The sequence below is a fragment of the Bradyrhizobium sp. TM239 genome (assembly GCF_036247985.1).
GTDB classification, from domain to species: domain Bacteria; phylum Pseudomonadota; class Alphaproteobacteria; order Rhizobiales; family Xanthobacteraceae; genus Bradyrhizobium; species Bradyrhizobium ottawaense.
Map to the genome: position 1 here is coordinate 364702 of NZ_BTIR01000002.1, position 24333 is coordinate 389034.

The following is a 24333-nucleotide window of genomic DNA, read 5'->3' on the forward strand; positions in this document are numbered from 1 at the left end:
CGGCTGTCGTCCCCGCGAACGCGGGGACGACGCTGTGGAAGCAGTGCGGCCTACTACCGCGCTTCCGGCGGCGGCGAGCGGTCGAGGACGTCGCCCTTGGCGTCCTCCAGCAGATCGACGCTGTAGGTCTCGACCACGAGGGGCCCGCGCTTGCGCTGTAATTGCGCGACCTGGGTCACCTTCGCAAAGAGGTCGTTGAGGACGGGATGACCGTCCGGGCGCAGCTCGTCGACATAGAGCAGCTTGCCCGCAAGCAGCTTTGGATCGGGCTCGCCCATGTTGACCCAGCGGATGCGCTGGTTCTGCTGCACCACGCAGGTGCCGCGCGGCAAGTAGAAGGCGAGCCAGCCCGTGGTCCCGTAGTCCTGCGCGAGCACACAGGTCGCGCCATGGCGCGCGCGCACGGCTTCGATTCCCGCGGCGAGCTCGCGCCAGCCGACGCCGACGCTGCGCACGGTGGCATCGCGGCGATATCCCGAGAGCCAGCCGGTGTTGGCCTGCACGATGAGCGCTGCAAACATCACGATGCCGACGGGTGCGGCCCAGCGCAGGCAGAAATCCGCCAGGCGCCGCTGTCGCGGCTTCCATTGCACGAGGTTGGCGGCGGCGGCCGCGGCGATGACGAAGGGCGGATAGACCGGCGCGAACCAGTTGGCCTCGACGCGGGCATGCAGCGAATGCCAGACGAAATAGGCGACGATGGTCCAGAACATCGCCTCGATCAGCACGCGCGAGGCCGACGCGCCGGTGCGCTGCCAGGTCAGCGCGTGCAGGCCCATCGCTCCGAGGATGAAGACCAGCGGGGTTGCGAACGCGATCTGGGTCGGAATCAGCTCGGCGATGAAGACGGGTCGGAAGTCCTCGATCTTCGCGCGCCCGAGCTGCTTTGCGAACGAGACCCATTGATGGTCCGCATTCCAGAGGATCACCGGCGAGAACAGCGCCAGCGCAACGAGACCGCCGAGATAGGGCCAGGGCGAGAGGAACCAGCGCCGCAGCTTCGGCACGCAAGCAAGCCAGATCAGGATCCCGGCGCCAAAGAACATCGCCGTGTATTTCGACAGCAGCGCCGCACCGACGGCCGCGCCGACCGCAAGCCACCAGACGCCGCGGCCGGTCTCCAGCACTTTTGCGAGGAAGAACAGCACGAAGCTGGATGCGACCAGGAGCGGCGCATCCGGCGTCACGATCAGCGTGCCGACGGAGGCCATCATGGTTACGTTGAGCAGGATCGCGCTGGTCGCCGCCACGCGCGCGCCACCGAACAGGATCGCAGCGGAGCGGTAGATCGCATAGCTCATCGGCAGTGCGAGCAGGATCGAGACGAGGCGCACGCCGAGCTCGGTATCGCCGGCGATCATGGTGCCGGCGCGGATGACGTAGGCGACCATCGGCGGATGGTCGTAATAGCCCCCGGCGAGGTTCTTCGACCACATCCAGTAATAGGCTTCGTCGAAGGTGATCGGCGTCAACGCGGCCGCGACGAGCCGCAGGGCCACCAGCGCCAGAATCAGCAGCACGGTGTTGCGGACGATCCGCGCGTCAGCCTCGCCCATCGTGGGTTATTTCTTGCGCCAGACGAACAGGCCTGACATCGCGTAGTTCCACACCACGCCCATCAGCGCACCGGCCATGCCGGCGAGCCACCAGATCGGCTCCTGGTCGTACACCGAGAAGGCGACGCCGACATTGGCGAGCAAGCCGACGCTGCACACGATGTAGAAGGCGATCAGGCCGCGCAGCAGCGCAAAGCCCTTGAGCCGCTGGTCGCGATAAGTGAGGAAGTTGTTGAGGATGAAATTGCTGGTCATGGCGACGATGGCACCGGCAGCCTGCGCCTCCGCGAACGGCGCCTTGAACAGCTGAAGTCCGATGAACAGCGTGGTAAGATGCACCACGAGGCCGATGCCGCCGACCATCGCGAACAGGATGAAGCGCAGCGAGACGATGTCGTTGCTCAGCTTGGCCAGCACGAGGCCGAGGAAATCGAGCGCGACCATGGAATCGAGCTTGCTCTCGCCGTGCTGGCGGGCGCCGAAGGTGTAGGGAATCTCGACCGCCCGCAAGCCGCCGTGCGCGGTCGCGACGACGTCGAGCAGGATCTTGAAGCCGTGCACGGAAAGCTTCGGCGCGAGCTGCTCGAAACGATCGCGGCGGATCATGAAGAAGCCGCTCATGGGATCGGCGATCTCGACCCGGAGCATCTTCCTGGCGACCTCGGTCGCCAGAGCGCTGGCGCCGGCGCGCTGCTTGTTGAAGCCCTCGCTCTTGTAGCCCTCGATGTAGCGGCTGCCGACCACGAGGTCGGCCTCGTCGCTTGCAAGCAGCAACAGCATCTTCGGCAGTTGCGTCTCGTCGTGCTGGAGGTCGGCATCGATCACGGCCACAAAGGGCGCGCTGGAGGCCAGGATGCCCTCGATGCAGGCGCCCGACAGGCCGCGGCGGCCGATGCGGCGGATACAGCGCACGCGGCTGTCCTGCTGCGCCAGCGCGCGCACGACGTCCCAGGTGCCATCAGGTGAATTGTCGTCGACGAACACGACCTCCCAGGCGACGTTGGCGAGCACCGCCTCCAGCCGCCGGTACAGCACCGTGACATTGTCGCGCTCGTTGAAGGTCGGGACGATGACCGATAGTTCCGGCCCTTCTTGAGCCTGCAGCGGATTGTCGGAGCCCGGTCTGATCGCTTCATTCATGACGGCAGCGTATATCCGCCGCGTCCTGCGCTGCCAAGTTCTGCGCTGCGAGGTTCTTATGTTACGAAGCCGGGGGTGTCCGAAATGGACCAAAAGGGGGCCCAAAATGCCAACGACCCCGGAACGGCGGGCCGCGCGTACATCCGGCGCGAGCCCAAGCTATTCCAAGGTCGTCCCAACGCCGGAGTTTTTCGCTCAACGGCGCCGTTAAAGGCTAGATAGGAATGACAAGACCGCTTCGCAAGGGGCGAAAAGGACGATTTTTGTGCCTTATTGGTTGGGCACTTCCCGGATAATCGGCCCGCGCGGCGCCGGCGCGGCGGAAGCCGCGGGTGCGGCAGCCGGCGCCTGCTCGACTTTCGCCGGCTTAGGCGGCTTGCCGTACTGGCCGATCGGCCCGAACACGACGGCGACCGCAAGCACGACCGCGGCGACGATCGCGCCCAAAATGCCCCCCAACGACTCAGACGCCATGGAAACCCATCCCTGTTCCAGATAGGCCTCGTGATATCACGGATGCGCGCGGAGCCGGAAGGGCTGCCGAAGGGGCGCATGGCAAATCAGGCGGCCCGGGCTTCTGCCCTACTCGCCATTTGCCATGCCCTATTTCGCCGGCGGCCTCTGCTTGACGAAGGCCGTCACGATGTCCTTCTGCGCGGCCTCCACCGCCCTGTTCGCGGTAGCGAGATGAGCGCCGGCATCGATGCTCGGGTACTGCGTGGTGAGATAGTCGAGCAGCGCCACCCGATAATATTGCCGCTCCGACGAACAGGCGCCCGCGACCGAGCGGCCAAAGTCCTGTTCCGTCATTCCCTGATTGCTGTCGCGCGAATATTCCCGCGCCAGGCAATGCCAGTAATCGTCGCGGCCCTGCATGGCGAGCTTCTGCGCGCCCTTCGCATCGTCGTCATCCGCCATGACTGGAGAGATCATGGCAGCAGATGTCATCATGACGAGCGCCGCTCCCACCATCAGCATCCGCATCTTTTTCTCCTTTTTCGCAGATCCTGCCGCGACCTTAGACGGGACGCAGCAACTGGCCAATCACAACTGGTTTGATTAGGATGACGGCATCCCCTCCACGTCGATGCGAGATCCTTCCGTGGCCAAAGCAAAAACCGCGTCCAAAAAATCCGGCAACATCTTCATCGGCATCGGCGGCTGGACCTTCGAGCCCTGGCGCGGCGTATTCTATCCGGAGAAGCTGACGCAGGCGAAGGAGCTGTCCTACGCCGCCTCGAAGCTGACCTCGATCGAGATCAACGGCACTTATTACGGCTCGCAGAAGCCGGAGAGCTTTCGCAAATGGGCGAGCGAGGTGCCCGACGGCTTCGTGTTCTCGGTGAAGGGACCGCGGTTCGCCACCAACCGCCGCGTGCTGGCGGAAGCAGGCGATTCCATCAAACGGTTCTATGATTCCGGCGTGCTGGAGCTCGGCGATCATCTCGGGCCGGTGCTGTGGCAGTTCGCGCCGACGAAGAAATTCGACGGCGCCGATTTCGGCAAGTTCCTCGAACTGTTGCCGCGCAAGCTCGAGGGACGCGCGCTGCGCCATGTCGTCGAGGTCCGCCACGACAGTTTCTGCACACCGGACTTCGTGGCGCTGATCCGCGAGTTCGAGACGCCTGTGGTGTTCGCCGAGCACGGCAAATATCCCGCCATCGCCGACGTCGCCGGTGATTTCGTCTATGCCCGGCTGCAGAAGGGCAATGACGAGATCAAGACCTGCTACCCGCCCAAGCAGCTCGATGCCTGGGCCGAGCGCCTTCAGTCCTGGGCTTCGGGCGGTGAACCGGACGACCTGCCCAAAGTTGACAAGGCCAAGCCGAAGAAGGAGCCACGCGACGTGTTCGCCTACGTCATCCACGAGGGCAAGGTGCGCGCACCCGCCGGCGCCATGGAACTGATCGCAAGGGTGAGCTGAGGTGAACCATGGCAAAGGCGAAAAAGCTGTTCACCATCGGCTATGAGCAGACGCCGCCCAAGGCGGTGCTGGATGAGCTGGTAGAGGCCGGCGTCAAGCTCGTGGTCGACGTGCGCGCGGTGACATCCTCGCGCCGGCCGGGCTTTTCCAAGAAGCAGCTTTCGGCAGGGCTCGACGAACGTGGTATCGCCTATGTCCACCTCGCCGCGCTCGGCACGCCGAAGGAAGGCCGGCTCGCCGCACGCAGCGGTCAGTACGATGCGCTGGAGAAGATCTTCTCAAAGCACCTCAAGGCCCCCGAGGCCAAAGAGGCGATGGACGAGCTCTCGGCGCTGGTGAAGAAGGCCGGCCCCGTCTGCCTGCTCTGCTACGAGAGGGATCACACGCATTGCCACCGCCAGATGATCGCGGAGATCATCGAGGAGCGCGATGGGGTTGCGGTGAAGAACTTGGCGGGACGCCAGATGTAGCCGTCGTTGGCGCCGGTTTTAGCCGTAGCCGTCGTCCTTCGAGGCTCGCACGAGCTCGCACCTCCAGCGACAATGGCTTCGCTTGCGCGGGGATGACGGATCCTATCCCTCCCCCGCCAGCTTGAACGTCCCCTCCATCATCTGCACGCAACTGCCGCCGACATGGGCGGAGACGATCTTGCCGTCCTGCTTGCGCACGCGGGTCAGCAGCAGGCTCGGCCGGCCCATGTCAAAGCCCTGGCCGACCGTGAGCTTGAGTTCGCCATCGCGCACGGGATCGAGATCGGCGAACAGTGCGGCCGCGGTAACCGTGGCGCTGCCGGTGGCGGGATCCTCAGCGTAGCCGCCGGCGCCGCGCATGAACATCCGCGCCTGGATCTCGCTAGGCGCCTCCGCCGCGGGCACATCGCGCGTATAGAACCACACCGAGACTGCACCGTCGCGCGGCAGGAGCCTGCCGAAGGCCGCCGCGTCGGACCTGGCCCGCTTCAGCGCATCGCGCGAACGTACCTCCGCCACCACGAAGGGCGTTCCGACGCCGACGACCTGCGGCGCATGGCGATCGGTCCTGATGTCATCGGCGCTCAGGGAGATGCAGGCCGCGACGTCCCCGGCAGAAAGCTGCGCAAGCCGTGACAACGGCTGCGGCGCGGTGAGTTCGGTGCTGACCACCCGGCCCTGCTCGCGAAAAATATCGACCGGCACGAGCCCAGCCTTCTCCTCGAATAGCAGGCGCGGCTTCGGCTCCTTGGCGAGGCTCGCCAGCACGAAGGAGGTGCCGATATTGGGGTGGCCCGCAAAGGGCATCTCCCGGACCGGGGTGAAGATACGCACCTCGGCATCGTTGGCCTTGTCACGCGGCGGCAGCACGAAGGTGGTCTCGGAATAGTTGAACTCGGTCGCGATCGTCTGCATCTGCGCCGTCGTGAGCCCGCCGGCGTCGAGCACCACGGCGAGCTGGTTGCCGCCGAAGGCGCGGTCGGTGAACACGTCGACGGTGATGTAGCGGCGCTGCATCGTCACTTCCTCATGCAAGTCGCGGCCGCGACCGGCCGCATCGGGCGGCAGTCTATAGGCCGGCGACATCGCTCGTCATGCCCCAAAATTCGGAGCAATCGGAGCAATCGCGCATGACGTCGGAAGCTGAGGAGCTGCAGCAGTCGCGTGGCCGGGCTGGCAGACTTTCACCAGCCCGGCATCGTCTGCCGCGATCGCTAGTACGTCATCGTGTTCGGCAGGCACGGCGGCTTGGTATAGGGCGCAGAGGCATACGCGCCCTCCGCCGGAGCCCTGACGCAGTCCGCCATCGTCTCGGTTGTGCCGCGCGGTGGCGCGACGTGGCGCGCGGATGCGGCCTGGGTTTGGGTAACAGCAGCGGCGATCAAGATGGCCGCAACAAGGGTCAATCGGGTCATTGGCTTTCTCCGGATCACAAACGGAAGCCGAAATGGCTCGGCCTCCACAGTGCAGGACCCGAAACATACCAGGGATATTTCATCACGCGCCTTCAACGAACCGCGACCCGCTTCAACGAACCGCGACTCGCATGTGAAGGCGCTACCCCAATTGAAACACCGCCACCTTCCGTTCATAGCCGCGCACCTCGACCTCGCCGAGCGCAACGGCATCGTCACCGTCGTTGCCCAGCGCCTCGCGCACGGTCGCGGAAATCAGGAGCTGCGAGCCGAACTCCTTGTTCAGCGCCTCCAACCGCGAGGCGAAATTCACGGTGTCGCCGATGACGGTGTATTCCTTGCGCCGGGGCGAGCCGATATTGCCGGCGACGACCTCGCCGAAATGGATGCCAATGCCGATGCGCAGCGGCCAGCTCGTCTGTGCGTTGATGCGGTCCATCGCACTCAGCATCTCGCGGCCTGCGGCAACCGCGCGATGCGCGGCGTCGGAGGCTTCCAGCGGCGCGCCGAACAGCGCGAGAAGGCCATCGCCGAGAAACTTGTTCACGATGCCGCCGTGCCGGTCGAGAATGTCGACCAGCACGGCGAAAGCGCCGTCGAGCCGGTCGACCACCTCCTGCGGCGTGCGCGACTGTGCGCCGGCCGTGAAGCCGCGAAAATCGACGAACATCACCGCGACGCGGCGGAGATCCCCGCTCGCGCTCGTTCCCGCCGCCATCAGCCGTTCCACCACCTGGGGGGAGACGTGCTGGCCGAACAGATTGGTCACCCGGTCGCGCGCTGTGGCCGCGGCGATGCTCGCGGCAAACTGCCTCCGCAGCTGCGCGCCGACGGCGCCGGCGAGCACGCCGCAGATCAAAATGACGACGCTGCGAACGGCGTGAAAGTAGGTCTGGGGCTCGCCGATGCTACTCGAGGAATCGTAGACCAGCGCCACGGCGAACAGCTCCACGGCCGCGACGAGGCCGGTGAAGGTCGAGAGCCAGAAATCGAGCCGCAGGGTCGAGAGGATGACGAAGATGAAGTACATCAGCGGCACGGCGAAGCCGAGCGCCTGGGTCGCGCCCATGGTGCGGATTTGAAGAATCAGGATCACGGTGGGCAGCGACGTCTCGATCAGAGTGCCGATATAGCGCCTGATCACCGGCAGGTCGCGATCGAGGCGGAGGTTCTTCCTGATCTGGGTGTGGACCCAGACTTCGAACAGGATGAAGCCGACCAGAAGGCCGTAGACCTCCAGGAGCCCTTCCGAGCCGCGCCACACCCTGTTCACCACGGCGGGATCGATCAGATAGATCGCGGTGAGGAACAGCATCATGACGCAGCCCGTCGTGATCAGCGCCCGCACCCGCAACAGCTCGGTGCGCAGCACTTCACGTGTCAGCTCGCGCTCGAAATCCTCCGATAGCACGGCGTGATGCCGTGTCCTCCTGCTCGCAAATCTGACCATTCCGCCCCTCGATTCCGGAGCATTCTGCCTCAATCCAGCGTGCGGCGGAAGCGCGTCACGGCGATGGTCATGGCGAGCGCCATCAGGATCGCCAGTGCCAGGGCGTCGAAATGCAGATTCTGCATGGTCGCGCCCTTCAGCATAATGGCCCGGACGATGCGAAGGTAATGCGTCAGCGGCAGGCATTCGCCGAGATATTGCGCCCAGGTGGGCATGCCCGCGAACGGAAACATGAATCCCGACAGCAGAATGCTCGGCAGGAAGAACATCATCGACATCTGCATGGCCTGGAGCTGGTTCTGCACCACCGTCGAGATCGTGTAGCCGATCGACAGGTTGGTGGTGATGAACAGGGTCGAGAGCAGCGCCAGCAGGAAGAGATTGCCGAGCACGGGGACGCCGAACAGACCGACGCCGATGCCGATGATGAGGAACGCCTGCACGAAGCCGACCAGCACGTAGGGCACGATCTTGCCGAACATCACCTCGACCGGCTTGATCGGCATCGACAGCAGGCTCTCCATGGTGCCGCGCTCGACCTCGCGCGTGACCGACAGCGCGGTGAAGATCAGCATGGTCATGGTGAGGATGGTGCCGACCAGGCCCGGCACGATGTTGAGGCTGGAGCTAGCTGCCGGATTATAGCGGGCATGCGCGCGGATCTCGAACGGCATCTCCGGGGGATCGCCGATGTAGAGATCGTGCTTGAGCGCGGTCTGCACGACCATGCCGAGCGAGCCGATCGCGGCGCTCGCAGCGACCGGATCGGTGGCATCGGCCGCAACCAGCAGCGCCGGCCTGTCGCCGCGCCGCACCGCACGCTCGAAGCCGCGCGGGATCTCGACGCCGAAGAGCACCTTGCCGGATTTCAAAAGATTGTCGAAATCCTCGACGTCGTGCACCTCGTAGAGGAAGCGGAAATAGGCGGTGTTCTCCAGAGCTTTCAGGATCGAGCGGGCGAGATCGGAGTCCTCCTGGAGCAGCACCGCGCTCGGCAGATGGTGCGGCGTGGTGTTGATGGCATAGCCGAACAGCATGAGCTGCATCACCGGCAGCATCACGATCATCGCGAACGACACGCGGTCGCGCTTCAGCTGGATGAACTCCTTGATCAGCATCGCATAGGAGCGCCGCAGGAAGCCGAAGCGCTCGCGGATTTCGTGCTGTGGTGCGGGATGATCGTCGGCACTCATTGGAAATTGTCCTTGGAGCGCCCCATCAGTTCGATGAACACGTCTTCCAGTGAGGGATGCGACTTCTGCCAGTGCAGGCCGCTTCGCTCGCGCCACGGCGCAATACTGGCTTCGAGCGCGGCAACGTCCCGCCCCGAAACGTGCAGCGACGTGCCGAACGGCGCCACCATATCCACGCCGGGCTTGCCGGTGAGCTCGGCCGCGAGCTCGTTCAGGTCTTCGCCCGTCACGGTGTAGGTCGTCAGCGCGGATTTCGCGATCACCTCCTCCACGGTGCCGTGCACCAGCAGATGGCCGTAGGCGATGTAGGCGATCTCGTGGCAGCGCTCGGCCTCGTCCATGTAATGGGTCGAGACCAGCACGGTGAGGCCCTCGGCGGCAAGCGCGTGGATCTCGTTCCAGAAGTCGCGCCGCGCCTTGGGATCGACGCCTGCGGTCGGCTCGTCCAGCAGCAGCAGTTTCGGACTGGGCAGCGTGCAGGCTCCCAACGCCAAACGCTGCTTCCAGCCGCCGGAGAGCTCACCCGCCAGCTGCGTCTCGCGGCCGGAGAGTCCGAGTCGCTTGATCATGTCGCGCGCTGCCCCGCGCGCGTCGGTGAGGCCATAGAGCCGCGCGACGAATTCGAGATTCTCGCGCACCGAGAGATCCTGATACAGGCTGAAGCGCTGCGTCATGTAGCCGACCTGACGCTTGATCTTTTCGGCGTCGCGCAAGATGTCGTAGCCGAGGCAGGTGCCCTCGCCGCTGTCGGGCGTGAGCAGGCCGCAGAGGATACGGATGGTCGTGGTCTTGCCCGAGCCGTTGGGCCCGAGGAAGCCGTAGATCGAGCCGCGCTTCACCTGCATCGACAGATCGTGCACGACCTCGCGGCCCCCGAACGATTTGGTCAGGCCCTTGACGTCGATCGCGATGCCGTTGCCGCCGTTCATCGCTTGTCCGCCACCGGGGTTTTTGGATTGAGATAGACGTCGATCGGCTGTCCGACCCGCAGCGCGTCGGGGCGCGACGGCCTCGCCTGGATCAGATAGACCAGCTTGTTGCGCTCTTCGAGGCTGTAGATGACGGGCGGGGTGTATTCGGCCGAGGTCGCGATGAAATAGATCTTCGCGGTGAGATCGGCCGCGCAATTGTCGCAGCCGATCCGCACCGTATCGCCGATCGCAAGCTTCGGCAGCGCGGTCTCAGGCACGAAGAAGCGCAGCTTCATGTTGCCGGGCGGCATGATCGACAGCACCGGGCGCTGCGCCGCTACCATCTCGCCCTCACGGAAATAGATCTGCTGAATGGTGCCGGCAACGGGCGCAAAGCCCTTGCGCCGCGCCATCCGCGTCTCCGACGTCACCACCCGCGCTTCGGCTACGCGCAATGCGGAGACGGCCGAGTCGAGATTGGCCTGGGTGCCGGAGCCGGTCTTGTTCAGCGAGGCTGCGCGGTCATAGGTCTGTTGTGCGTTGGCCAGCGTCGCCTTGTTCTGGTTGAGATCGGCGAGCTGGAGATCGTCATCGACGGAATAGAGGGCATCGCCGACCTTGACCTCATCGCCCTCGCGGACATTGAGCTTCGTCACCCGCCCCGCTTCGTCCGGGCTGACGAAGATCATGTCGGCCTCGACCCAGCCCTGGAAGCCGGGATCGCGCTTCTCCTTGCAGCCGGCGAGACCGGTTGCGAGGACCAGAACCGCGAGCGCACAGAGGCGCGGCAGATTTCGCTGTCGATCCCTCACCCTGAGGAGCTGCGAATCAGCGTCTCGAAGGGCGAGGAGCCACAGCCGGGCCTGCATCCTTCGAGACGCGCGTTCCGCGCTCCTCAGGATGAGGTGAGAGATTTCTCGTGACGACCTCATGTCGTCCTCCGTTCGCCAAAAATCAAATCGAGATGGACGCGCAGCATGTCCTGCGCGTCGAGCGGCGCGTGCCGCGCAAACAGGCTTTGCCAGATCACCGCAATCATCGCGGGCGCGACCAGGATCTGCGGATAGCGCGCGAGGTCCTTGTCCCGGATCTCGCCGCGGGCGATGCCGAGCTCGATCAGCGTGCGCATCGCGGCGATCCCGCGCGAGACGACCTCGCGGTAGTAGAAATCGGCGACGGACGGAAAGCGCGGGCCCTCCGCCACGATCAGGCGCACCAGATCACCGCGCCTGGTGCCGATGACCTCCTTCAGGAAGTTGCCGGCAAAAGCCTCGATGAGGTCGCGCACCGAGCCCGTCGGCGGCGGCAGTGCGGTCAGCCGCGCCACGACCGGCACGATCACGACGCGCACCAGCTCCTCGAACATCGATTCCTTGTCCTTGAAGTGCAGGTAGATCGTGCCCTTGGCGACACCGGCGCGTTTGGCAATGTCGTCGAGGCGCGTTGCGGCAAAACCGCGGGCGATGAACTCCTCCATTGCGGCGTCCACGATTGCTGCGCGCCGCTCCTGCGCGCGCGCAGCACGGTTCGACGCAGGCACTTCACGGTGGGCTGACGCAGGCTCCGCGCTCTGTGTCGACTTGTTGGCGAGCTTGGTCGACTTCTTCATCATTGGACAAATATGACTGACTAGTCAGTCATAGTCAAGTTAATGGCAGGCCGGAGAAAACTAAACGAATTAGTATTGACTAATGAATTAGCGCCGACTAATTGAACGACATGATCGAAACCGCTCCAAACCCCGTCGCCACTGTGATGCGCGCCCTCGCCGACCCGACGCGCCGGGCGGTGTTTGAGCGCGTGTTCGAGAGCAAGGAGATCACCGTCGCCGAGCTGACGCGCGGCAGCGGCGTAACTCAGGGCGCCATCTCGCAGCACCTGAAGTCGTTGAAACAGGCGGGCCTCGTCGCCGAGCGTGCAGAGGGCCGCAACGTCTATTACCGCGCCGCGCCGCAGGGGCTCGAACCGCTGGTCACCTGGATGGACCATTACGGCGTGTTCTGGCGCGAGCGCTTCCAGAATCTGCGTGACCTCTTGAAGGAGATCGATCCGTGAGTGCTGTTGCTTCCAATATCGAGACCCAGGACATCGTCATCGACGAGGTCTTCCCTCACGCCGCCGCGACGATCTGGAAGGCGCTGACCAGCGCCCAGCTGATTGCGCGCTGGCTGATGCCGCCCACCGGTTTCGAGGCCGTCGAAGGCAACACCTTCACGTTCAAGACCAATCCGGCCGGTGCGTGGGATGGCACGATCCATTGCCGCGTGCTGGAGGTCGTGGCTTGCAGGCGCTTCGTCTACGCCTGGAAGGGCGGCGACGCCAGCAATACCGGCTACGGCTCGGCGCTCGACACCGTCGTCACCTGGTCCCTGACGCCGATCGAAGCAGGGACGCGCGTGCGCGTGGTGCATTCGGGCTTCGTGACGCCGACGAACGACACCGCGTATCGCAACATGAGCGACGGCTGGGTCAAGGTGGTGCAGCGGCTCGATGCCATCGCCGGCGAAGACAAGTAAGGAAGCATCACGATGGATAAGCCCTATACCGGCGGCTGCGCCTGCGGCGCGATCCGCTATTCGATTGCCGGCGAGCCCCTGTTCAGCAATCATTGTCAGTGCCGGGACTGTCAGCGGGAAAGCGGCAGTGCGCATGGCTCATACGCGACGTTCGCGCGAGCCGGCGTCACGCTAACCGGCGAGACGAAGCATTGGGATATGGTCGCCGACAGCGGCAGCGTGAAGACGCGCAGCTTCTGCACGCAGTGCGGCGTGCCTGTGTACATGACCTTCGCGGCGCAGCCCGACGTCTTCACAATCCGCGCTGCGAGCCTCGACGAGCCTGCCCGCTACAAGCCGCAGGCGGTCACTTTCGCCGCGCGCGGCCATGACTGGGATCGCCTCGATCCCAACCTGGTAAAGTTCGAAGGCATGCCGCCCGGATGAGGCGCTAGCCGAAATCCAGCACCATGCGGCCGTCGATCTTGCCGGCCTTCATCCGCTCGAAGACGTCATTGATCTGCGCGAGCGGCACCTTCGTCACTTCGGCCTTCACCTTGCCGTCCGTGGCAAATGCGACGGCTTCGTCGAGGTCGCGCCTCGTGCCGACGATGGAGCCGCGCACCGTGATGCGCTTGAGGACGACGTCAAAGATCGGCGTCGGGAATTCGCCCGGCGGCAGGCCGACGAGGCTGACGGTGCCCTTCCGGCGCACCATCTTGAGCGCCTGGGCGAACGCGGCGGTCGAGACCGCCGTCACCAGCACGCCGTGGGCCCCGCCGCCGGTTGCCGCAAGAACCTGGTCCACCGCACCAGCAGTGAGGGCATTGACCGCGAGATCGGCGCCGGTTTCGCGCGCCAGCTCCAGCTTGTCCTCGGCGATATCGACGGCAGCGACCTTGAGCCCCATCGCTTTGGCGTACTGAATCGCGACATGGCCGAGTCCGCCGACGCCTGAGATCACCACCCACTCGCCGGGCCTGGCCTCCGTTTCCTTCAATCCCTTGTAGGTGGTGACGCCGGCGCACAGGATCGGCGCAATGGCGGCGAAATCGACCGTCGCCGGCAGCTTTGCGGCGAAGGCGGCCGAGGCGATGACATATTCTGCGAAGCCGCCGTTCACGCTGTAGCCGGTATTGTGCTGGTGCTCGCACAGGGTCTCCCAGCCGGTCTCGCAATACTCGCAAGACATGCAGGCGTCGTGCAGCCAAGCGACGCCGACGGCATCTCCGACTTTGACATTCTTCACGCCGGGTCCGAGCGCCGCGACGATGCCCGCTGCCTCGTGGCCGGGAATGAAGGGCGGCACCGGTTTCACCGGCCAGTCGCCGGAGGCTGCATGCAGATCGGTGTGACAGACGCCGCAGGCCTTCACCTTGACCAGAATCTCGCCGGGGCCGGGCTGCGGAACCGGCACGTCCTCGATCACCAGCGGCTTGCCGAATTGCTTGACGATTGCGGCTTTCATGGTCGGCATCTGTCTGCTCCTCTGCATTTTGGAGCAGAATAACGACGCCGCGCCGCGCTCCTTTGATGGGGGTCAAACAGCACAAAGTTTGCGCAAGCCGGCCCCCATCGTGACACCACGATGACGCGGCGCGGACGGCGGAGTGTCAGCTATGGAACTTCAGGCCGTCGACGATCTTGTCGATCACCTTGCGCTCGGCGCGCATGGCGATGCCGACGAGATTGAGATCCGCGCGCGCCACCGCCCTCACCGCCTCGCGATTGGCGGCATCATGCGTGGTGCTGAACATATCCTCGGTATAGACCGCCGGCTTGACGTTGCGCGCGAGCGCGCGGTCCAGCGCACGCGACAACGCAGGGCCGTCGGCGCCATAGATCAGGATCGGCTGGCCGATCAACGCATGATAGTTCGTGCCCGAGGCATCTTCATAGGCATCGCCAATGCATTCCGGAAACGCCGCGGCAATGCCGCTGGTGAGGAAGGACGCGACGTTGAGCTTCTGCCAGGCCTGAAGATCGGTGCGGATCACGACCGCGATCTTGGTGTCGAACTGCATCTATTCCTTCCACTGTCATTCCGGGGCGGTCCAAAGGACCGAGCCCTGAATCTCGAGATTCCGGGAGCGATGCTACGCATCGCCCCGGAATGACAGCAAGAGGAAATCAACCCTTGGCGTCGCAGGCCCAGGCGCGAATCACGCATTCCTTGCCGCCGTATTTGTAGCATTCGCGCGTGGCGGCGTTGAGCGAGGCGGAGATCTTCGGCTTGACGGCATAACCATAAGCGCCGCAGGGGTTGGCGAGATCGACCGACATCGCCGCGCAGGCGCGCTTCATCGTCACGGTCGTGCAATCGCCCTTGCACTGCTTCTGCGCCGCGGCACGTGCCTCGTGCTCGTGGCCGTAATCAAAGGCCTGGCCATAAGCGCCGCATTTGCCGACTGCAATCGCGCCGGCGGCATGGGCTTCGGTGATGTAGCGGGCGCCCGTGACGGCAACAGAAAAGACAAAGCAAAACATCGCGCAACGGCGCGCGACTACGTTCGAAGCCATGGAAAATCCCCTCCCCCCAAGGCAGGTGGAGGCGACTCTAAGCGCCGGTCGTTTCCACTTGGTGAACGAGTGGTTGAAAAGCGATGCCGGACTAGCGATGCCGATGCCACACTTTCTAGTTGTATTTTTTAGTCGCGTTATTTAAGGTCGTCAAGCTGCAAGCAGAGCCAGAGGAGGCGACCATGCATCCAATCAAAACAATGCTGTCGGGAGTGATTGTGTCGGCCTGTCTGATCGGGCTTCCGCCCGCGCATGCGCAGTCGGTGAGCTGGACCTGGACCAACCAGTACGGCTCGACCCTGGCCATCACCAACTTCAACTCGAGCAACGGCGCCATCACGGGGACCTACACCAACAACGCGGCGAACAGCTGCGACGAGGGCAAGCCGCAAGTTGCGACGGGCTGGCTGTCCTATGGCAACACCGGCACCGCGATCAGCTTCTCGGTGAATTTCCTCGGCTGCGGCTCGACCACCGTCTGGACCGGACAGCTCAATAACTCATCTGGATTCCAGGGACTGTGGTATCTGTCCCTCGCCGAAGCAGTCGCGTGGAACGGCATCAGCGCGGGCGCCGATACGTTCACGTTCAGCAGCGGCGACAAGGCCCTGCTGACGAAGAGCGGCGTCGAGCTGAAGGCTGCCGGCAGCGAGAAGCTTTCGAATACCAAGAAGTAGGCGAGCCGCGAATGTGGTGCGTGGGGTGGATGAGCGAAGCGTAATGGTAGGTTACGCCAAGCGCCTGCGCTTCGCGCAGCCGCAAGGCTAAACAACCCTACGGCACCGGCGCCCTCATCCCCGCCGTGCCGCTTCCAGCGCCTGCGGCGTGTCGATGTCGAGAAAGGCGCTCTCGCCGTCGACCGGCACTTCGGCCACGGCCTCGGTGTGCTTGGCGATCAGATGGCGCGCGCCGACATCGCCGTCGAGCGTCATCAACTCCTTGAAGAAGCGGCGCGACCACAGCACGGGATTGCCGCGGCGGCCCTCGCTGACGGGCACGACGATGAGATTGCCGCGATCCGGCGCAAAGCCGTCGATGAGCCGGTCGATCAGGCCGGCATCGATCAGCGGCATGTCGCCGAGACAGACCAGGGCGCCGTCGCAGCTCTCCGGCACGGCGGCGATGCCGGCCTTGACCGAGCTTGCGATGCCGCCGGCGAAATCCGGATTGCGAACGAACTTCACCTTCAGTCCTTGCAGCGCCTGCTCGACCAGCTCGGTCTGATGGCCGGTGACAACGATCACCTCGGATGCCCTGGAGGCCAGCGCCTGCTCGGTCGCGATCCGCACCAGCTTCTTGCCGTCGAGCTCGGCGAGCAGCTTGTTCGGCCCGCCCATCCGGGTCGAACGGCCCGCCGCAAGCACGATGGCCGCGACCTGGCTGTTGCCCTCGATCTCGGGCTTGGCACGTGGCTGCGGCCGCGTGACGATCTCCATCAGGAGGCCGCCGACACCCATACCCATCAGCTCGGAGCGCGTCACCTTGATGCCGGCGAGGAGCCGCATCAAGACCCAGTCAAACCCGTTCTCGACCGGCGAGCGCGCACAGCCCGGTGCGCCCAGCACCGGAACGTCACCGGCCCGCGCGATCAGCAAGAGATTGCCGGGGTCCACCGGCATGCCGAAATGCTCGATCTCGCCGCCGATCCCCGTGACGGCCGCCGGAATCACGTCGCGGCGATCGGCGATCGCCGAGGCCCCGAACACGATGACGAGCTCCGCACCGAGGCCGAGCAATTCCATGATCGCGGCTGACAGGGCAGCTTCCTCGTGCTGGACACGCCGCTCGGCGATGATGCTGGCACCGGCCGGTGCGAGCCGCTCGGCCGTGACGCGCAGCGTCTTGTCGATCACCTTGGATGACAGGCCCGGCAGCAGCGTCGAGACCACGCCGACGCGCTGGATCACGTAAGGCGCGATTCTGAGCACGTCCTTGCCTGCGGCCTTCACCGCGGCATCGCGCAAACTGCCTTCGACGCCGAACGGGATGATCTTGACGGTGCCGACCATCTCGCCCTCGACCACCGGCTTGTAGGCGGTGAGCGTCGCACAGGTGATGGCTTCATCGATGTTGTTGATGCGGTCGACCGCGGCGCGGTCGATCACCAGCACGCCCGGGCGCGCGGCGAACAGATTGGCGCGGCCGGTGAAGGCTCGCTCGACATGAATGCCCTCGCCGCCGACGGCCAGCGCGATGCCGGCGGCCGCAACGTCCTCGGAGACATCGCCCGCCTCCATGCGCACCACGACAATGTCCTTGATGCCGGCGCGCGTGAGCTGCTCGACCTCGGCAGGCCCGATCGTCGTGCCCTTCTTCAGCACCAGCGGTCCCTGGCGCAGAGTGTGGACGGTCACGCCGCCGATTGCATCCTTAGGGCTCGCCGGGCCGAATTTCATGCCGCTTCTTCTTTTTCTTTGGGAGGCAGACGGAGCACGGCCGTGATCTCCGCCATGATCGACACTGCGATCTCGGACGGGGAGACCGCGCCGATCGCGAGGCCAATGGGCGCGTGAATGCGCGCGATGTCGCTCTCCTTGGCGCCCTGCGCCCGCAGCCGGTCGCCGCGCTTGGCGTGCGTCTTCCGCGAGCCGAGCGCGCCGATATAGAAGCAGCCGCGCTCGAAGGCGTGCAGCAGCGCGGGGTCGTCGATCTTTGGATCGTGGGTCACCGCGACGAAGGCCGTGTAGGCATCGACACTGAGCGGCGGCAGCGCGGTGTCCGGCCATTCGGCAACCAGCGGAACGTCGGGAAAACGTTCGGGGCTCGCAAACGCCGTGCGCGGATCCACGACCGTGACGTCATAGCCGAGCGAGCGCGCCAACGGCGCCAGGGCCTGGCTGATATGGACCGCACCGACGATGACGAGTTTTGCAGTCGGCGCGTAGACGTTGAGGAACAGCTTCTTGCCCCCGGCCTCGACACTGGCGCTCTTGCCCATGCGGAGTTGCTTGTCGAGTTCGGCGCGCAGGGGATCTCTTGCAAAGTCCTTCGCCTTCACCAGGCGCTGCTCGCCGCTCTCGGTGTCGGTCACCAGGATCGCCGGCCGGCGCGCGGCCCGCTCGGCATTGAGTTCGTGCAGGATCTCGAGCTTCACGGCTAACCGACTTTCTCGACGAAGACGCGGATGGTGCCGCCGCAGGACAGCCCGACATTCCAGGCGGTCTCGTCGGCGACGCCGAACTCCAGCATCCTCGGCTTGCCGCTCTGGATCACGTCCATGGCCTCGGTGACCACGGCGCCCTCGACGCAGCCGCCGGAAACCGAGCCCAAGAACGTACCCTCGTCGTTGATGACGAGGCTGGAGCCCGCCGGGCGCGGCGCAGAGCCCCACGTCTCCACCACGGTGGCGAGCGCGACGCCACGGCCGGCCTTCTGCCAGTCCTCCGCCGCCTTCAGAATATCCTCGTCGCGATCGAGCATGGGGTGCCTCTCAAGCTGCGGAGCGGATCAGGCTGCGGTGATGCGGCGGCAGCGGCCGGGAGAGCGTCGTGATCAGCTCCTGGATCGAACTCAAATTATGTACCGGGCGGAATTCGTCAACGTGCGGGAGCATCATTTTGATGCCCTGGGCCTTGGCCTCGAAGCCGCCGAACCGGAGCAGCGGGTTGAGCCAGATCAGCCGCCGGCACGAGCGGTGCAGCCGGTCCATCTCGAAGGCGAGCCTGGAATCGGCCTCCCGCTCCAGCCCGTCCGAGATCAGAAGCACGATGGCGCCCTGGCTCAGCACCCGCCGCGCCCACAATTTGTTGAAGTTGTGCAGCGAGGCCGAAATCCGGGTGCCGCCGGCCCAGTCCTCGACCGAGGCCGAACAGCTCGCCAACGCCTCATCGGGATCGCGCTGGCGCAACGCGCGGGTGACGTTGGTCAGCCGGGTGCCGAACAGGAACACCGAGACGCGCTTGCGCGCATCGCCGATGGCATGGAGGAAATGCAGGAACAGGCGGGTGTATTCGCTCATCGAGCCCGAGATATCGAGCAGCGCCACGATCGGCGCCGGCTTCTCGATCCGCCCGAGGCGATGGATGTCGATGATATCGCCGCCGGTACGCAAGGAGGCGCGCAGCGTGCGGCGCAAATCGAGACGAAGCCCGCGCGGATCAGGCCGGTGCCGGCGCGTCAGGAGTTCGGCCTGCGGCAGCCGCATCCGCTCGACGGCACGCAGCGCCTCGGTGATCTCGGCGGCGCTCATCTGCGCAAAATCCTTCTTCTGAAGGATCTCCTTGTCGGACACCGACAGGCGCAGATCCTGCTCCTGATGCTGCGGCGTCTCGGTCATGCGCGGCCGCGACATCGCCTCCTGCACGCGGCGCGAGCCGGCCTGCGGCTTCTTCTTGGCCTCGTCCGGCAGCGGCACCGAGTCAAGCATGTGCTTCCATTCTTCCGAGGCGCGGAAGAACAGGTTGAAGGCCTGCTTGAAGATCAGCGCGTGCTCATGACGCTTGACGAAGATCGCCTCCAACGTGGTGAAGACGTCGGCGCGCTTGCCGATGTCGATCACCTGAAGTGCGCTCATGGCGTCGATGACAGCACCCGGCCCGACCGGCATGCCCGTAGAGCGCAGCGCGCGGGCAAAGCCGACGATGTTGTCGGCGAACTGCTCGGTCTGCTCGGGCGCAAGGTGGTTGATGGCCATGGTCTCGTATCCATCCCTCGTCATTCCGGGGCGCGCCACTTGGCGCGAGCCCGGAATCCATACTCCAGATCGTGGTTATGGATTCTCAGGTGCGCAATTGCGCACCATAGCTCGCGACTTCGTCACGCCCCGGACTGACGAACTCAGTTGTAGCGCGAGATCAATTCTCGCTCGTCGCGTCCTTCAGCACCTTCTGCAAGGTATCGCCCTGCATGCGGGTGATGTCGTCCTGGTACTTCAGCAGCGCGCCCAGCGTGTCGCCGACCACTTGCGGCGTCAGCGAGCGGGCGTCGAGCTCCGACAGCGCGGTGGCCCAGTCGATGGTCTCGGCGACGCCCGGCGACTTGTAGAAGTCCTGGTTGCGCAGCGCCTGCACGAAACGCACGACCTGCTGCGACAGCTTGGCGGAGATGCCGGGAACGCGCGACTTGACGATCGCGAGCTCGCGCTCGGCGGCGGGATAATCCACCCAGTGATAGAGACAGCGCCGCTTCAAAGCGTCGTGAATCTCGCGGGTACGGTTGGAGGTGATGATGACGATCGGCGGGTGTGGGGCCTTGACGGTGCCGAACTCCGGGATCGTCACCTGGAAGTCGCTGAGGATTTCGAGCAAGTATGCCTCGAACGCCTCGTCGGCGCGATCGAGCTCGTCGATCAGCAGCACCGGTGGTCCCGCAACGTCGGGCTCCAGCGCCTGGAGCAGCGGCCGCTTGATCATGTAACGGTCGGCGAAGATGTCGCTCGAGAGCTGCTCGCGGTCGGTGTCGCCGGCGGCTTCCGCCATCCGGATCGCGATCATCTGCGCGGCGCTGTTCCACTCGTAGACCGCGGAGGAGACGTCGAGGCCTTCGTAGCATTGCAGGCGGATCAGCTTCCGCCCGAGCGCAGCGGACAGGACCTTGGCGATCTCGGTCTTGCCGACGCCGGCCTCGCCTTCCAGGAACAGCGGCCGGCCCATGCGCAGCGAGAGATACGTCACCGTCGCCAGCGACCGCTCCGCGAGATAGCCGCGCGACGTCAGGAGCTCGAGCATCGCATCGACCGATGCCGGCAACCCAACTGAAGTATTGGCCCCGGAAGTATTGGCCGCTGAAGTCATGAAAAAACCAGTCTCGCTACGCCCTCACCGGGGACAAGTTTGGGCCGAGGCGTGAGGTCACCTCACTCCTTGGCGTTGGCGGCGTCGACGGCGCGCCGGGTCAGCACGCCGATGAGATGCGCGCGGTATTCGGCGCTGCCGTGGATATCGCTGTTGAGGCCTTCGGCCGGCACCTCGATGCCGTCGAGCGCCTTCGCGGCGAAGCGTTTCTTCAGGGCTTCCTCGAACGCAGTGACGCGGAACACGCCTTCGGAGCCGGCGCCGGTCACGGCAACCCGCACGTCGGACGGACGCCGCGCCACGAACACGCCAACCAACGCATAGCGCGAGGCCTGGTTGCGGAACTTGACGTAGGCCGCCTTCTTCGGCAGCGGGAACATCACCTTGGTGATGATCTCGTCGGCTTCCAACGCGGTCGAGAACAGGCCCTGGAAATACTCTTCGGCCTTGAGGCGGCGCTTGTTGGTAACGATGGTCGCGCCCAGCGCGAGCACGGCAGCCGGATAGTCCGCGGTCGGATCGTTGTTGGCGAGCGAGCCGCCGATCGTGCCCTTGTGACGCACGGCGGGATCGCCGATTCCGCCGGCAAGATTCGCGAGCGCGGGGATTGCCTCGCCGACGATGGCGGAGCTCGCGACCTCGGCGTGCTTGGCGGTGGCGCCGATCACCAGAGAACGGCCCTTCATCTCGATCGTATTGAGCCCCTCGATATGGGAGAGGTCGACCAGATGCGGGGGGCTGGCGAGGCGCTGCTTCATGACGGGAATCAGCGTGTGGCCGCCGGCGATGACCTTGGCGTCTTCGTTCTTCACCAGGAGGTTGGCGGCCTGCCGCACGGTCCCGGGGCGATGATATTTGAATTCGTACATCTGAATGTCCTGATCGCGGGCTGCGCGTTACGCGAGGTCGGATTTCGCCATCGCCTTGGCGCCGGCGGAGATCGAGGCGACAATGTTCTGGTAGCCGGTGCAGCGGCAGAGATTGCCTTCTAGTTCTTCCCGGATCGTATGGTCGTCGAGCTTGTTGCCCTTGCGGTGCACGATGTCGATCGCGGTCATGATCATGCCCGGCGTGCAGAAGCCGCACTGCAGGCCATGGTGCTCGCGGAAGGCCTCCTGCATCGGATGCAGGGGCGCGCCGTCTGCGGCCAGCCCCTCGATCGTCTTGACCTCGTGGCCGTCGGCCATCACTGCGAGCGTGGTGCAGGATTTCACGGCCTTGCCGTCGACATGCACGACACAGGCGCCGCACTGCGAGGTGTCGCAGCCGACATGGGTGCCGGTCAGGCGCAGATTCTCGCGCAGGAACTGCACCAGGAGGGTGCGGGGATCGACGTTGGCGGTGACTGGATTGCCGTTCACGATGAGGGAGATTTTTGCCATAAGCACTCTCTATCAGCGCCCCGACGGGTCCCGTCGAAGCGGTTCTTATAATTATTCCAACCCATCATATGGGCCATTATGCCCCGGGGCAACATCGCCCGGGACGCAAGGTGCCATGCCAAAGGCGATGACCTTCAGCCCTGTACCGCCTTGGCGAAGTTCGCGAAAAATTCGTCGGCGAGTTTCTTGGCGGCGCCGTTGATGAGGCGCTGGCCGAGCTGCGCCAACTTGCCGCCGATCTGCGCCTCGACCTCGTAGGACAGCAGCGTGCCGCCGTCCTTCTCCGCGAGCTTGACCACGGCGCCACCCTTGGCGAAGCCGGCGACCCCGCCCTCGCCCTCACCCGAGATCCGATAGCCGTTCGGCGGGTCGAGATCGCTGAGTGTGACCTTGCCCTTGAAGCGTGCCGACACCGGGCCGACCTTCATTTTCGCCGTTGCGCGAAAGCCGCCGTCCTCGGTCCTCTCGAGCTCCTCGCAACCGGGGATGCAGGCCTTCAGCACCTCGGGATCGTTGAGCTTGGCCCACACGGCCTCGCGCGGCGCCGCGAGCTGGACTTCGCCGTTCATCGTCATGGCCATGAGGGTGCCTCCCGGATCGCGTAACTTATAGTGCTGATCAAGTAACGCAGGCACGCGGCAAAGGAAAGGGCGACACCGGTCAAGTGCAATGCAAATTCGCAACTGCAAAAAGACGTGTGCGGGCGGTTGGGGATTGGCACAGCCGGGCCATGATGATTAGGTCGCGCGCAATATGAGCACTTCCCTCTCCCCCCTGCTCGCACCGATGCTGTCGAGCGCCGCCATGCGCGCGGTCTGCGATGACCGCTCGACCCTGCAGAACATGCTCGATTTCGAGGCAGCCCTGGCACGCGCGGAGGCCGCCACGGATGTGATTCCGGCCTCTGCGGTGGGCTCGATCGAGGCGGCATGCAAGGCCGATTCCTTTGACATGGCGGCGCTGGCCGAGGCCGCGACGCGATCGGGCAATCTGGCGATTCCTCTGGTCAAGATGCTGACCGCCAATGTCGGCAGGGCCGACACCGAGGCCGCGCGCTACGTGCATTGGGGCGCCACCAGCCAGGATGTCATCGACACCGCGACCATGCTCACGCTTCGCGCCGGCCTCGATGCGCTGGACGCCGACCTCAGCCGCGCCATCAAGGGATTTGCCGCGCTGGCGCGCAGCCATCGCAACACCGCGATGGTGGCACGGACCTGGCTGCAGCACGCGCTACCGATGCCGTTCGGCCTGAAAGCCGCCGAATATGCCGCAGGCCTCGCTCGCGCCCGCTGCCGCCTGCGGCGGCTCTCCCGCGAGGGCCTCGCGCTGCAATTCGGCGGCGCCGCCGGCACACTGGCGGCCCTCGGCGACAAGGGGCTGGCAGTGGCCGAGCGGCTGGCGCAGGAGCTGAACCTGCCGCTACCGGAAGCGCCCTGGCACACCCATCGCGACCGTATCGCGGAGGCTGCTTCGGCTTTCGCTATTCTGGCTGGGACCTGCGGCAAGATCGCGCGCGACGTTTCGCTGATGATGCAGACCGACGTCGCGGAAGCCTTCGAGCCCGCCGGCGAAGGCCGCGGCGGCTCCTCGACCATGCCGCACAAGCGCAACCCGGTCGCCGCCGCAAGCGCGCTGGGCGCCGCCACGATGGCTCCGCAGCTTGCCGCGACGATATTTGCGGCTCAAGTGCAGGATCATGAGCGCAGCGCGGGCCCCTGGCACGCGGAATGGCCGACCTTGCCGCAATTGATGCTGGTTGCCTCAGGCGCGCTGGCGGCCATCGTCGACATCGCCGAGGGCCTCGACGTCGACGCCGCGCGCATGCGCAGCAATCTCGATGCGACACACGGCCTGATCATGGCGGAAGCTGTCACCTTCGCGCTGGCCGACAAGATCGGCAAGAGCGATGCACATCATCTCATCGAGACCGCCAGCAAGCGCGCGGTCGCCGAGAAGAAACATCTGCGCGAGGTGCTGACGGCCGATTCGCAGGTCACTGCGCATCTTTCGCCGGAAAAAATTGCGGCATTGTTCGAGCCGATGGCCTATCAAGGGGCTTCCCAAGCCTTGATCGACCGGCTGCTCGACAGCCTCGACCGCGAATAAGAACCGCAAAATACGCAAGATAAGACGGAGACGCCG

30 protein-coding genes are annotated in these 24333 nt (G+C 65.1%); 8 read left to right on the top strand and 22 right to left on the bottom strand.

The features are described 5' to 3' along the window. Positions 1-53: 53 nt before the first annotated feature. The 4 genes from AABA84_RS06040 to AABA84_RS06055 form a co-directional block, all read right to left on the bottom strand. On the bottom strand, positions 54-1556 hold the full coding sequence (locus tag AABA84_RS06040) for a glycosyltransferase family 39 protein (RefSeq protein WP_212251638.1): 1503 nt from the start codon (positions 1554-1556) through the stop codon (positions 54-56). A 6-nt stretch (positions 1557-1562) separates the two neighbouring features. Then, entirely contained in the window at positions 1563-2696 is a 1134-nt protein-coding gene (locus AABA84_RS06045) for a glycosyltransferase family 2 protein (protein WP_212251640.1), read from the bottom strand. A gap of 270 nt (positions 2697-2966) precedes the next feature. Continuing rightward, the gene (locus AABA84_RS06050) at positions 2967-3170 is read right to left on the bottom strand and encodes a hypothetical protein (RefSeq protein WP_212251642.1); all 204 of its coding nucleotides are present in this window, start codon (positions 3168-3170) and stop codon (positions 2967-2969) included. Positions 3171-3299: 129 nt separating this feature from the next. Next, positions 3300-3680 (bottom strand): hypothetical protein, encoded by a 381-nt coding sequence (locus AABA84_RS06055; protein ID WP_212251644.1) that lies wholly within the window; start codon positions 3678-3680, stop codon positions 3300-3302. On the opposite strand from AABA84_RS06055, the gene AABA84_RS06060 reads away from it, so the two are divergent. Genes AABA84_RS06060 through AABA84_RS06070 form a run of 3 tightly spaced genes read left to right on the top strand, consistent with a single transcriptional unit; the run spans position 3628 to position 5090 of the window. Next, complete coding sequence (locus AABA84_RS06060; RefSeq protein WP_256375077.1) at positions 3628-3759, top strand: hypothetical protein; 132 nt, start codon at positions 3628-3630, stop codon at positions 3757-3759. The two genes, AABA84_RS06055 and AABA84_RS06060, sit on opposite strands and share 53 nt — an antisense overlap. A gap of 24 nt (positions 3760-3783) precedes the next feature. Then, positions 3784-4620 carry a DUF72 domain-containing protein gene (locus AABA84_RS06065; RefSeq protein WP_212251646.1) on the top strand — a complete coding sequence of 279 codons (837 nt, stop codon included), beginning with the start codon at positions 3784-3786 and terminating at the stop codon, positions 4618-4620. An 8-nt stretch (positions 4621-4628) separates the two neighbouring features. Beyond that, positions 4629-5090, top strand: coding sequence for a DUF488 domain-containing protein (locus AABA84_RS06070; protein ID WP_212251648.1), 462 nt, complete (start codon positions 4629-4631; stop codon positions 5088-5090). Between the two features lie 102 nt (positions 5091-5192). Here the strand turns inward: AABA84_RS06070 and AABA84_RS06075 are convergent, their stop codons facing one another. The 7 genes from AABA84_RS06075 to AABA84_RS06105 all read right to left on the bottom strand — a co-directional run bounded on the left by AABA84_RS06075 (position 5193) and on the right by AABA84_RS06105 (position 11671). Further along, positions 5193-6107 carry a PhzF family phenazine biosynthesis protein gene (locus tag AABA84_RS06075; protein ID WP_338311628.1) on the bottom strand — a complete coding sequence of 305 codons (915 nt, stop codon included), beginning with the start codon at positions 6105-6107 and terminating at the stop codon, positions 5193-5195. A 197-nt stretch (positions 6108-6304) separates the two neighbouring features. Further along, positions 6305-6505: a hypothetical protein gene (locus AABA84_RS06080; protein WP_212251650.1), complete on the bottom strand. Its 201-nt coding sequence runs from the start codon at positions 6503-6505 to the stop codon at positions 6305-6307. Between the two features lie 142 nt (positions 6506-6647). After that, on the bottom strand, positions 6648-7955 hold the full coding sequence (locus AABA84_RS06085) for an adenylate/guanylate cyclase domain-containing protein (protein ID WP_212251652.1): 1308 nt from the start codon (positions 7953-7955) through the stop codon (positions 6648-6650). A gap of 29 nt (positions 7956-7984) precedes the next feature. Beyond that, positions 7985-9148 (bottom strand): ABC transporter permease, encoded by a 1164-nt coding sequence (locus AABA84_RS06090; RefSeq protein WP_212251654.1) that lies wholly within the window; start codon positions 9146-9148, stop codon positions 7985-7987. Then, complete coding sequence (locus AABA84_RS06095) at positions 9145-10077, bottom strand: ABC transporter ATP-binding protein (RefSeq protein WP_212251656.1); 933 nt, start codon at positions 10075-10077, stop codon at positions 9145-9147. The genes AABA84_RS06090 and AABA84_RS06095 overlap by 4 nt, the downstream gene beginning before the upstream one ends. Next, positions 10074-10991: an HlyD family secretion protein gene (locus AABA84_RS06100; RefSeq protein ID WP_338311610.1), complete on the bottom strand. Its 918-nt coding sequence runs from the start codon at positions 10989-10991 to the stop codon at positions 10074-10076. The genes AABA84_RS06095 and AABA84_RS06100 overlap by 4 nt, the downstream gene beginning before the upstream one ends. Further along, positions 10988-11671, bottom strand: a complete 684-nt coding sequence (locus AABA84_RS06105; protein ID WP_212251658.1) for a TetR/AcrR family transcriptional regulator — start codon at positions 11669-11671, stop codon at positions 10988-10990. The genes AABA84_RS06100 and AABA84_RS06105 overlap by 4 nt, the downstream gene beginning before the upstream one ends. Positions 11672-11778: 107 nt before the next feature. Between AABA84_RS06105 and AABA84_RS06110 the strand changes: the two genes are divergently transcribed. The 3 genes from AABA84_RS06110 to AABA84_RS06120 are packed head-to-tail and all read left to right on the top strand — an operon-like array spanning position 11779 to position 13001. Beyond that, positions 11779-12114, top strand: coding sequence for an ArsR/SmtB family transcription factor (locus tag AABA84_RS06110; protein ID WP_338311611.1), 336 nt, complete (start codon positions 11779-11781; stop codon positions 12112-12114). Beyond that, positions 12111-12575, top strand: coding sequence for an SRPBCC family protein (locus AABA84_RS06115; RefSeq protein WP_212251660.1), 465 nt, complete (start codon positions 12111-12113; stop codon positions 12573-12575). The genes AABA84_RS06110 and AABA84_RS06115 overlap by 4 nt, the downstream gene beginning before the upstream one ends. A gap of 12 nt (positions 12576-12587) precedes the next feature. Further along, complete coding sequence (locus AABA84_RS06120) at positions 12588-13001, top strand: GFA family protein (protein WP_338311612.1); 414 nt, start codon at positions 12588-12590, stop codon at positions 12999-13001. A 4-nt stretch (positions 13002-13005) separates the two neighbouring features. Here AABA84_RS06120 and adhP read toward each other — a convergent pair whose 3' ends face one another. From adhP to AABA84_RS06135, 3 genes are all read right to left on the bottom strand, one after another. Then, positions 13006-14031 (bottom strand): alcohol dehydrogenase AdhP, encoded by a 1026-nt coding sequence (adhP, locus tag AABA84_RS06125; RefSeq protein WP_212251664.1) that lies wholly within the window; start codon positions 14029-14031, stop codon positions 13006-13008. A gap of 136 nt (positions 14032-14167) precedes the next feature. After that, a complete protein-coding gene (locus AABA84_RS06130) occupies positions 14168-14578 on the bottom strand; it encodes a DUF2000 family protein (RefSeq protein WP_338311613.1) in 411 nt (136 codons plus the stop codon). Between the two features lie 106 nt (positions 14579-14684). Further along, the gene (locus tag AABA84_RS06135; protein ID WP_212251668.1) at positions 14685-15074 is read right to left on the bottom strand and encodes a DUF4189 domain-containing protein; all 390 of its coding nucleotides are present in this window, start codon (positions 15072-15074) and stop codon (positions 14685-14687) included. 182 nt (positions 15075-15256) lie between these two features. Here AABA84_RS06135 and AABA84_RS06140 point away from each other — a divergent pair, with 182 nt between their 5' ends. Further along, complete coding sequence (locus AABA84_RS06140) at positions 15257-15751, top strand: avidin/streptavidin family protein (protein WP_338311614.1); 495 nt, start codon at positions 15257-15259, stop codon at positions 15749-15751. 114 nt (positions 15752-15865) lie between these two features. Here AABA84_RS06140 and AABA84_RS06145 read toward each other — a convergent pair whose 3' ends face one another. The 8 genes from AABA84_RS06145 to AABA84_RS06180 all read right to left on the bottom strand — a co-directional run bounded on the left by AABA84_RS06145 (position 15866) and on the right by AABA84_RS06180 (position 22769). Continuing rightward, positions 15866-17470, bottom strand: a complete 1605-nt coding sequence (locus AABA84_RS06145) for a molybdopterin-binding/glycosyltransferase family 2 protein (protein ID WP_338311615.1) — start codon at positions 17468-17470, stop codon at positions 15866-15868. After that, on the bottom strand, positions 17467-18168 hold the full coding sequence (locus AABA84_RS06150) for an XdhC family protein (RefSeq protein WP_338311616.1): 702 nt from the start codon (positions 18166-18168) through the stop codon (positions 17467-17469). Before AABA84_RS06150 ends, AABA84_RS06145 begins: the two co-directional genes overlap by 4 nt. A gap of 2 nt (positions 18169-18170) precedes the next feature. After that, positions 18171-18494, bottom strand: a complete 324-nt coding sequence (locus AABA84_RS06155; RefSeq protein WP_007602422.1) for an XdhC family protein — start codon at positions 18492-18494, stop codon at positions 18171-18173. Positions 18495-18504: 10 nt separating this feature from the next. Next, positions 18505-19707 carry a vWA domain-containing protein gene (locus AABA84_RS06160; RefSeq protein WP_212251676.1) on the bottom strand — a complete coding sequence of 401 codons (1203 nt, stop codon included), beginning with the start codon at positions 19705-19707 and terminating at the stop codon, positions 18505-18507. A gap of 160 nt (positions 19708-19867) precedes the next feature. After that, entirely contained in the window at positions 19868-20806 is a 939-nt protein-coding gene (locus AABA84_RS06165; RefSeq protein ID WP_212251678.1) for an AAA family ATPase, read from the bottom strand. A gap of 62 nt (positions 20807-20868) precedes the next feature. Further along, the gene (locus AABA84_RS06170; protein WP_212251680.1) at positions 20869-21675 is read right to left on the bottom strand and encodes an FAD binding domain-containing protein; all 807 of its coding nucleotides are present in this window, start codon (positions 21673-21675) and stop codon (positions 20869-20871) included. A 27-nt stretch (positions 21676-21702) separates the two neighbouring features. Then, on the bottom strand, positions 21703-22188 hold the full coding sequence (locus tag AABA84_RS06175; RefSeq protein ID WP_338311617.1) for a (2Fe-2S)-binding protein: 486 nt from the start codon (positions 22186-22188) through the stop codon (positions 21703-21705). A 134-nt stretch (positions 22189-22322) separates the two neighbouring features. Continuing rightward, positions 22323-22769: an SRPBCC family protein gene (locus AABA84_RS06180; RefSeq protein WP_094895595.1), complete on the bottom strand. Its 447-nt coding sequence runs from the start codon at positions 22767-22769 to the stop codon at positions 22323-22325. 172 nt (positions 22770-22941) lie between these two features. Between AABA84_RS06180 and AABA84_RS06185 the strand changes: the two genes are divergently transcribed. Next, the gene (locus AABA84_RS06185; RefSeq protein ID WP_212251682.1) at positions 22942-24297 is read left to right on the top strand and encodes a 3-carboxy-cis,cis-muconate cycloisomerase; all 1356 of its coding nucleotides are present in this window, start codon (positions 22942-22944) and stop codon (positions 24295-24297) included. The last annotated feature ends 36 nt before the right edge of the window (positions 24298-24333 follow it).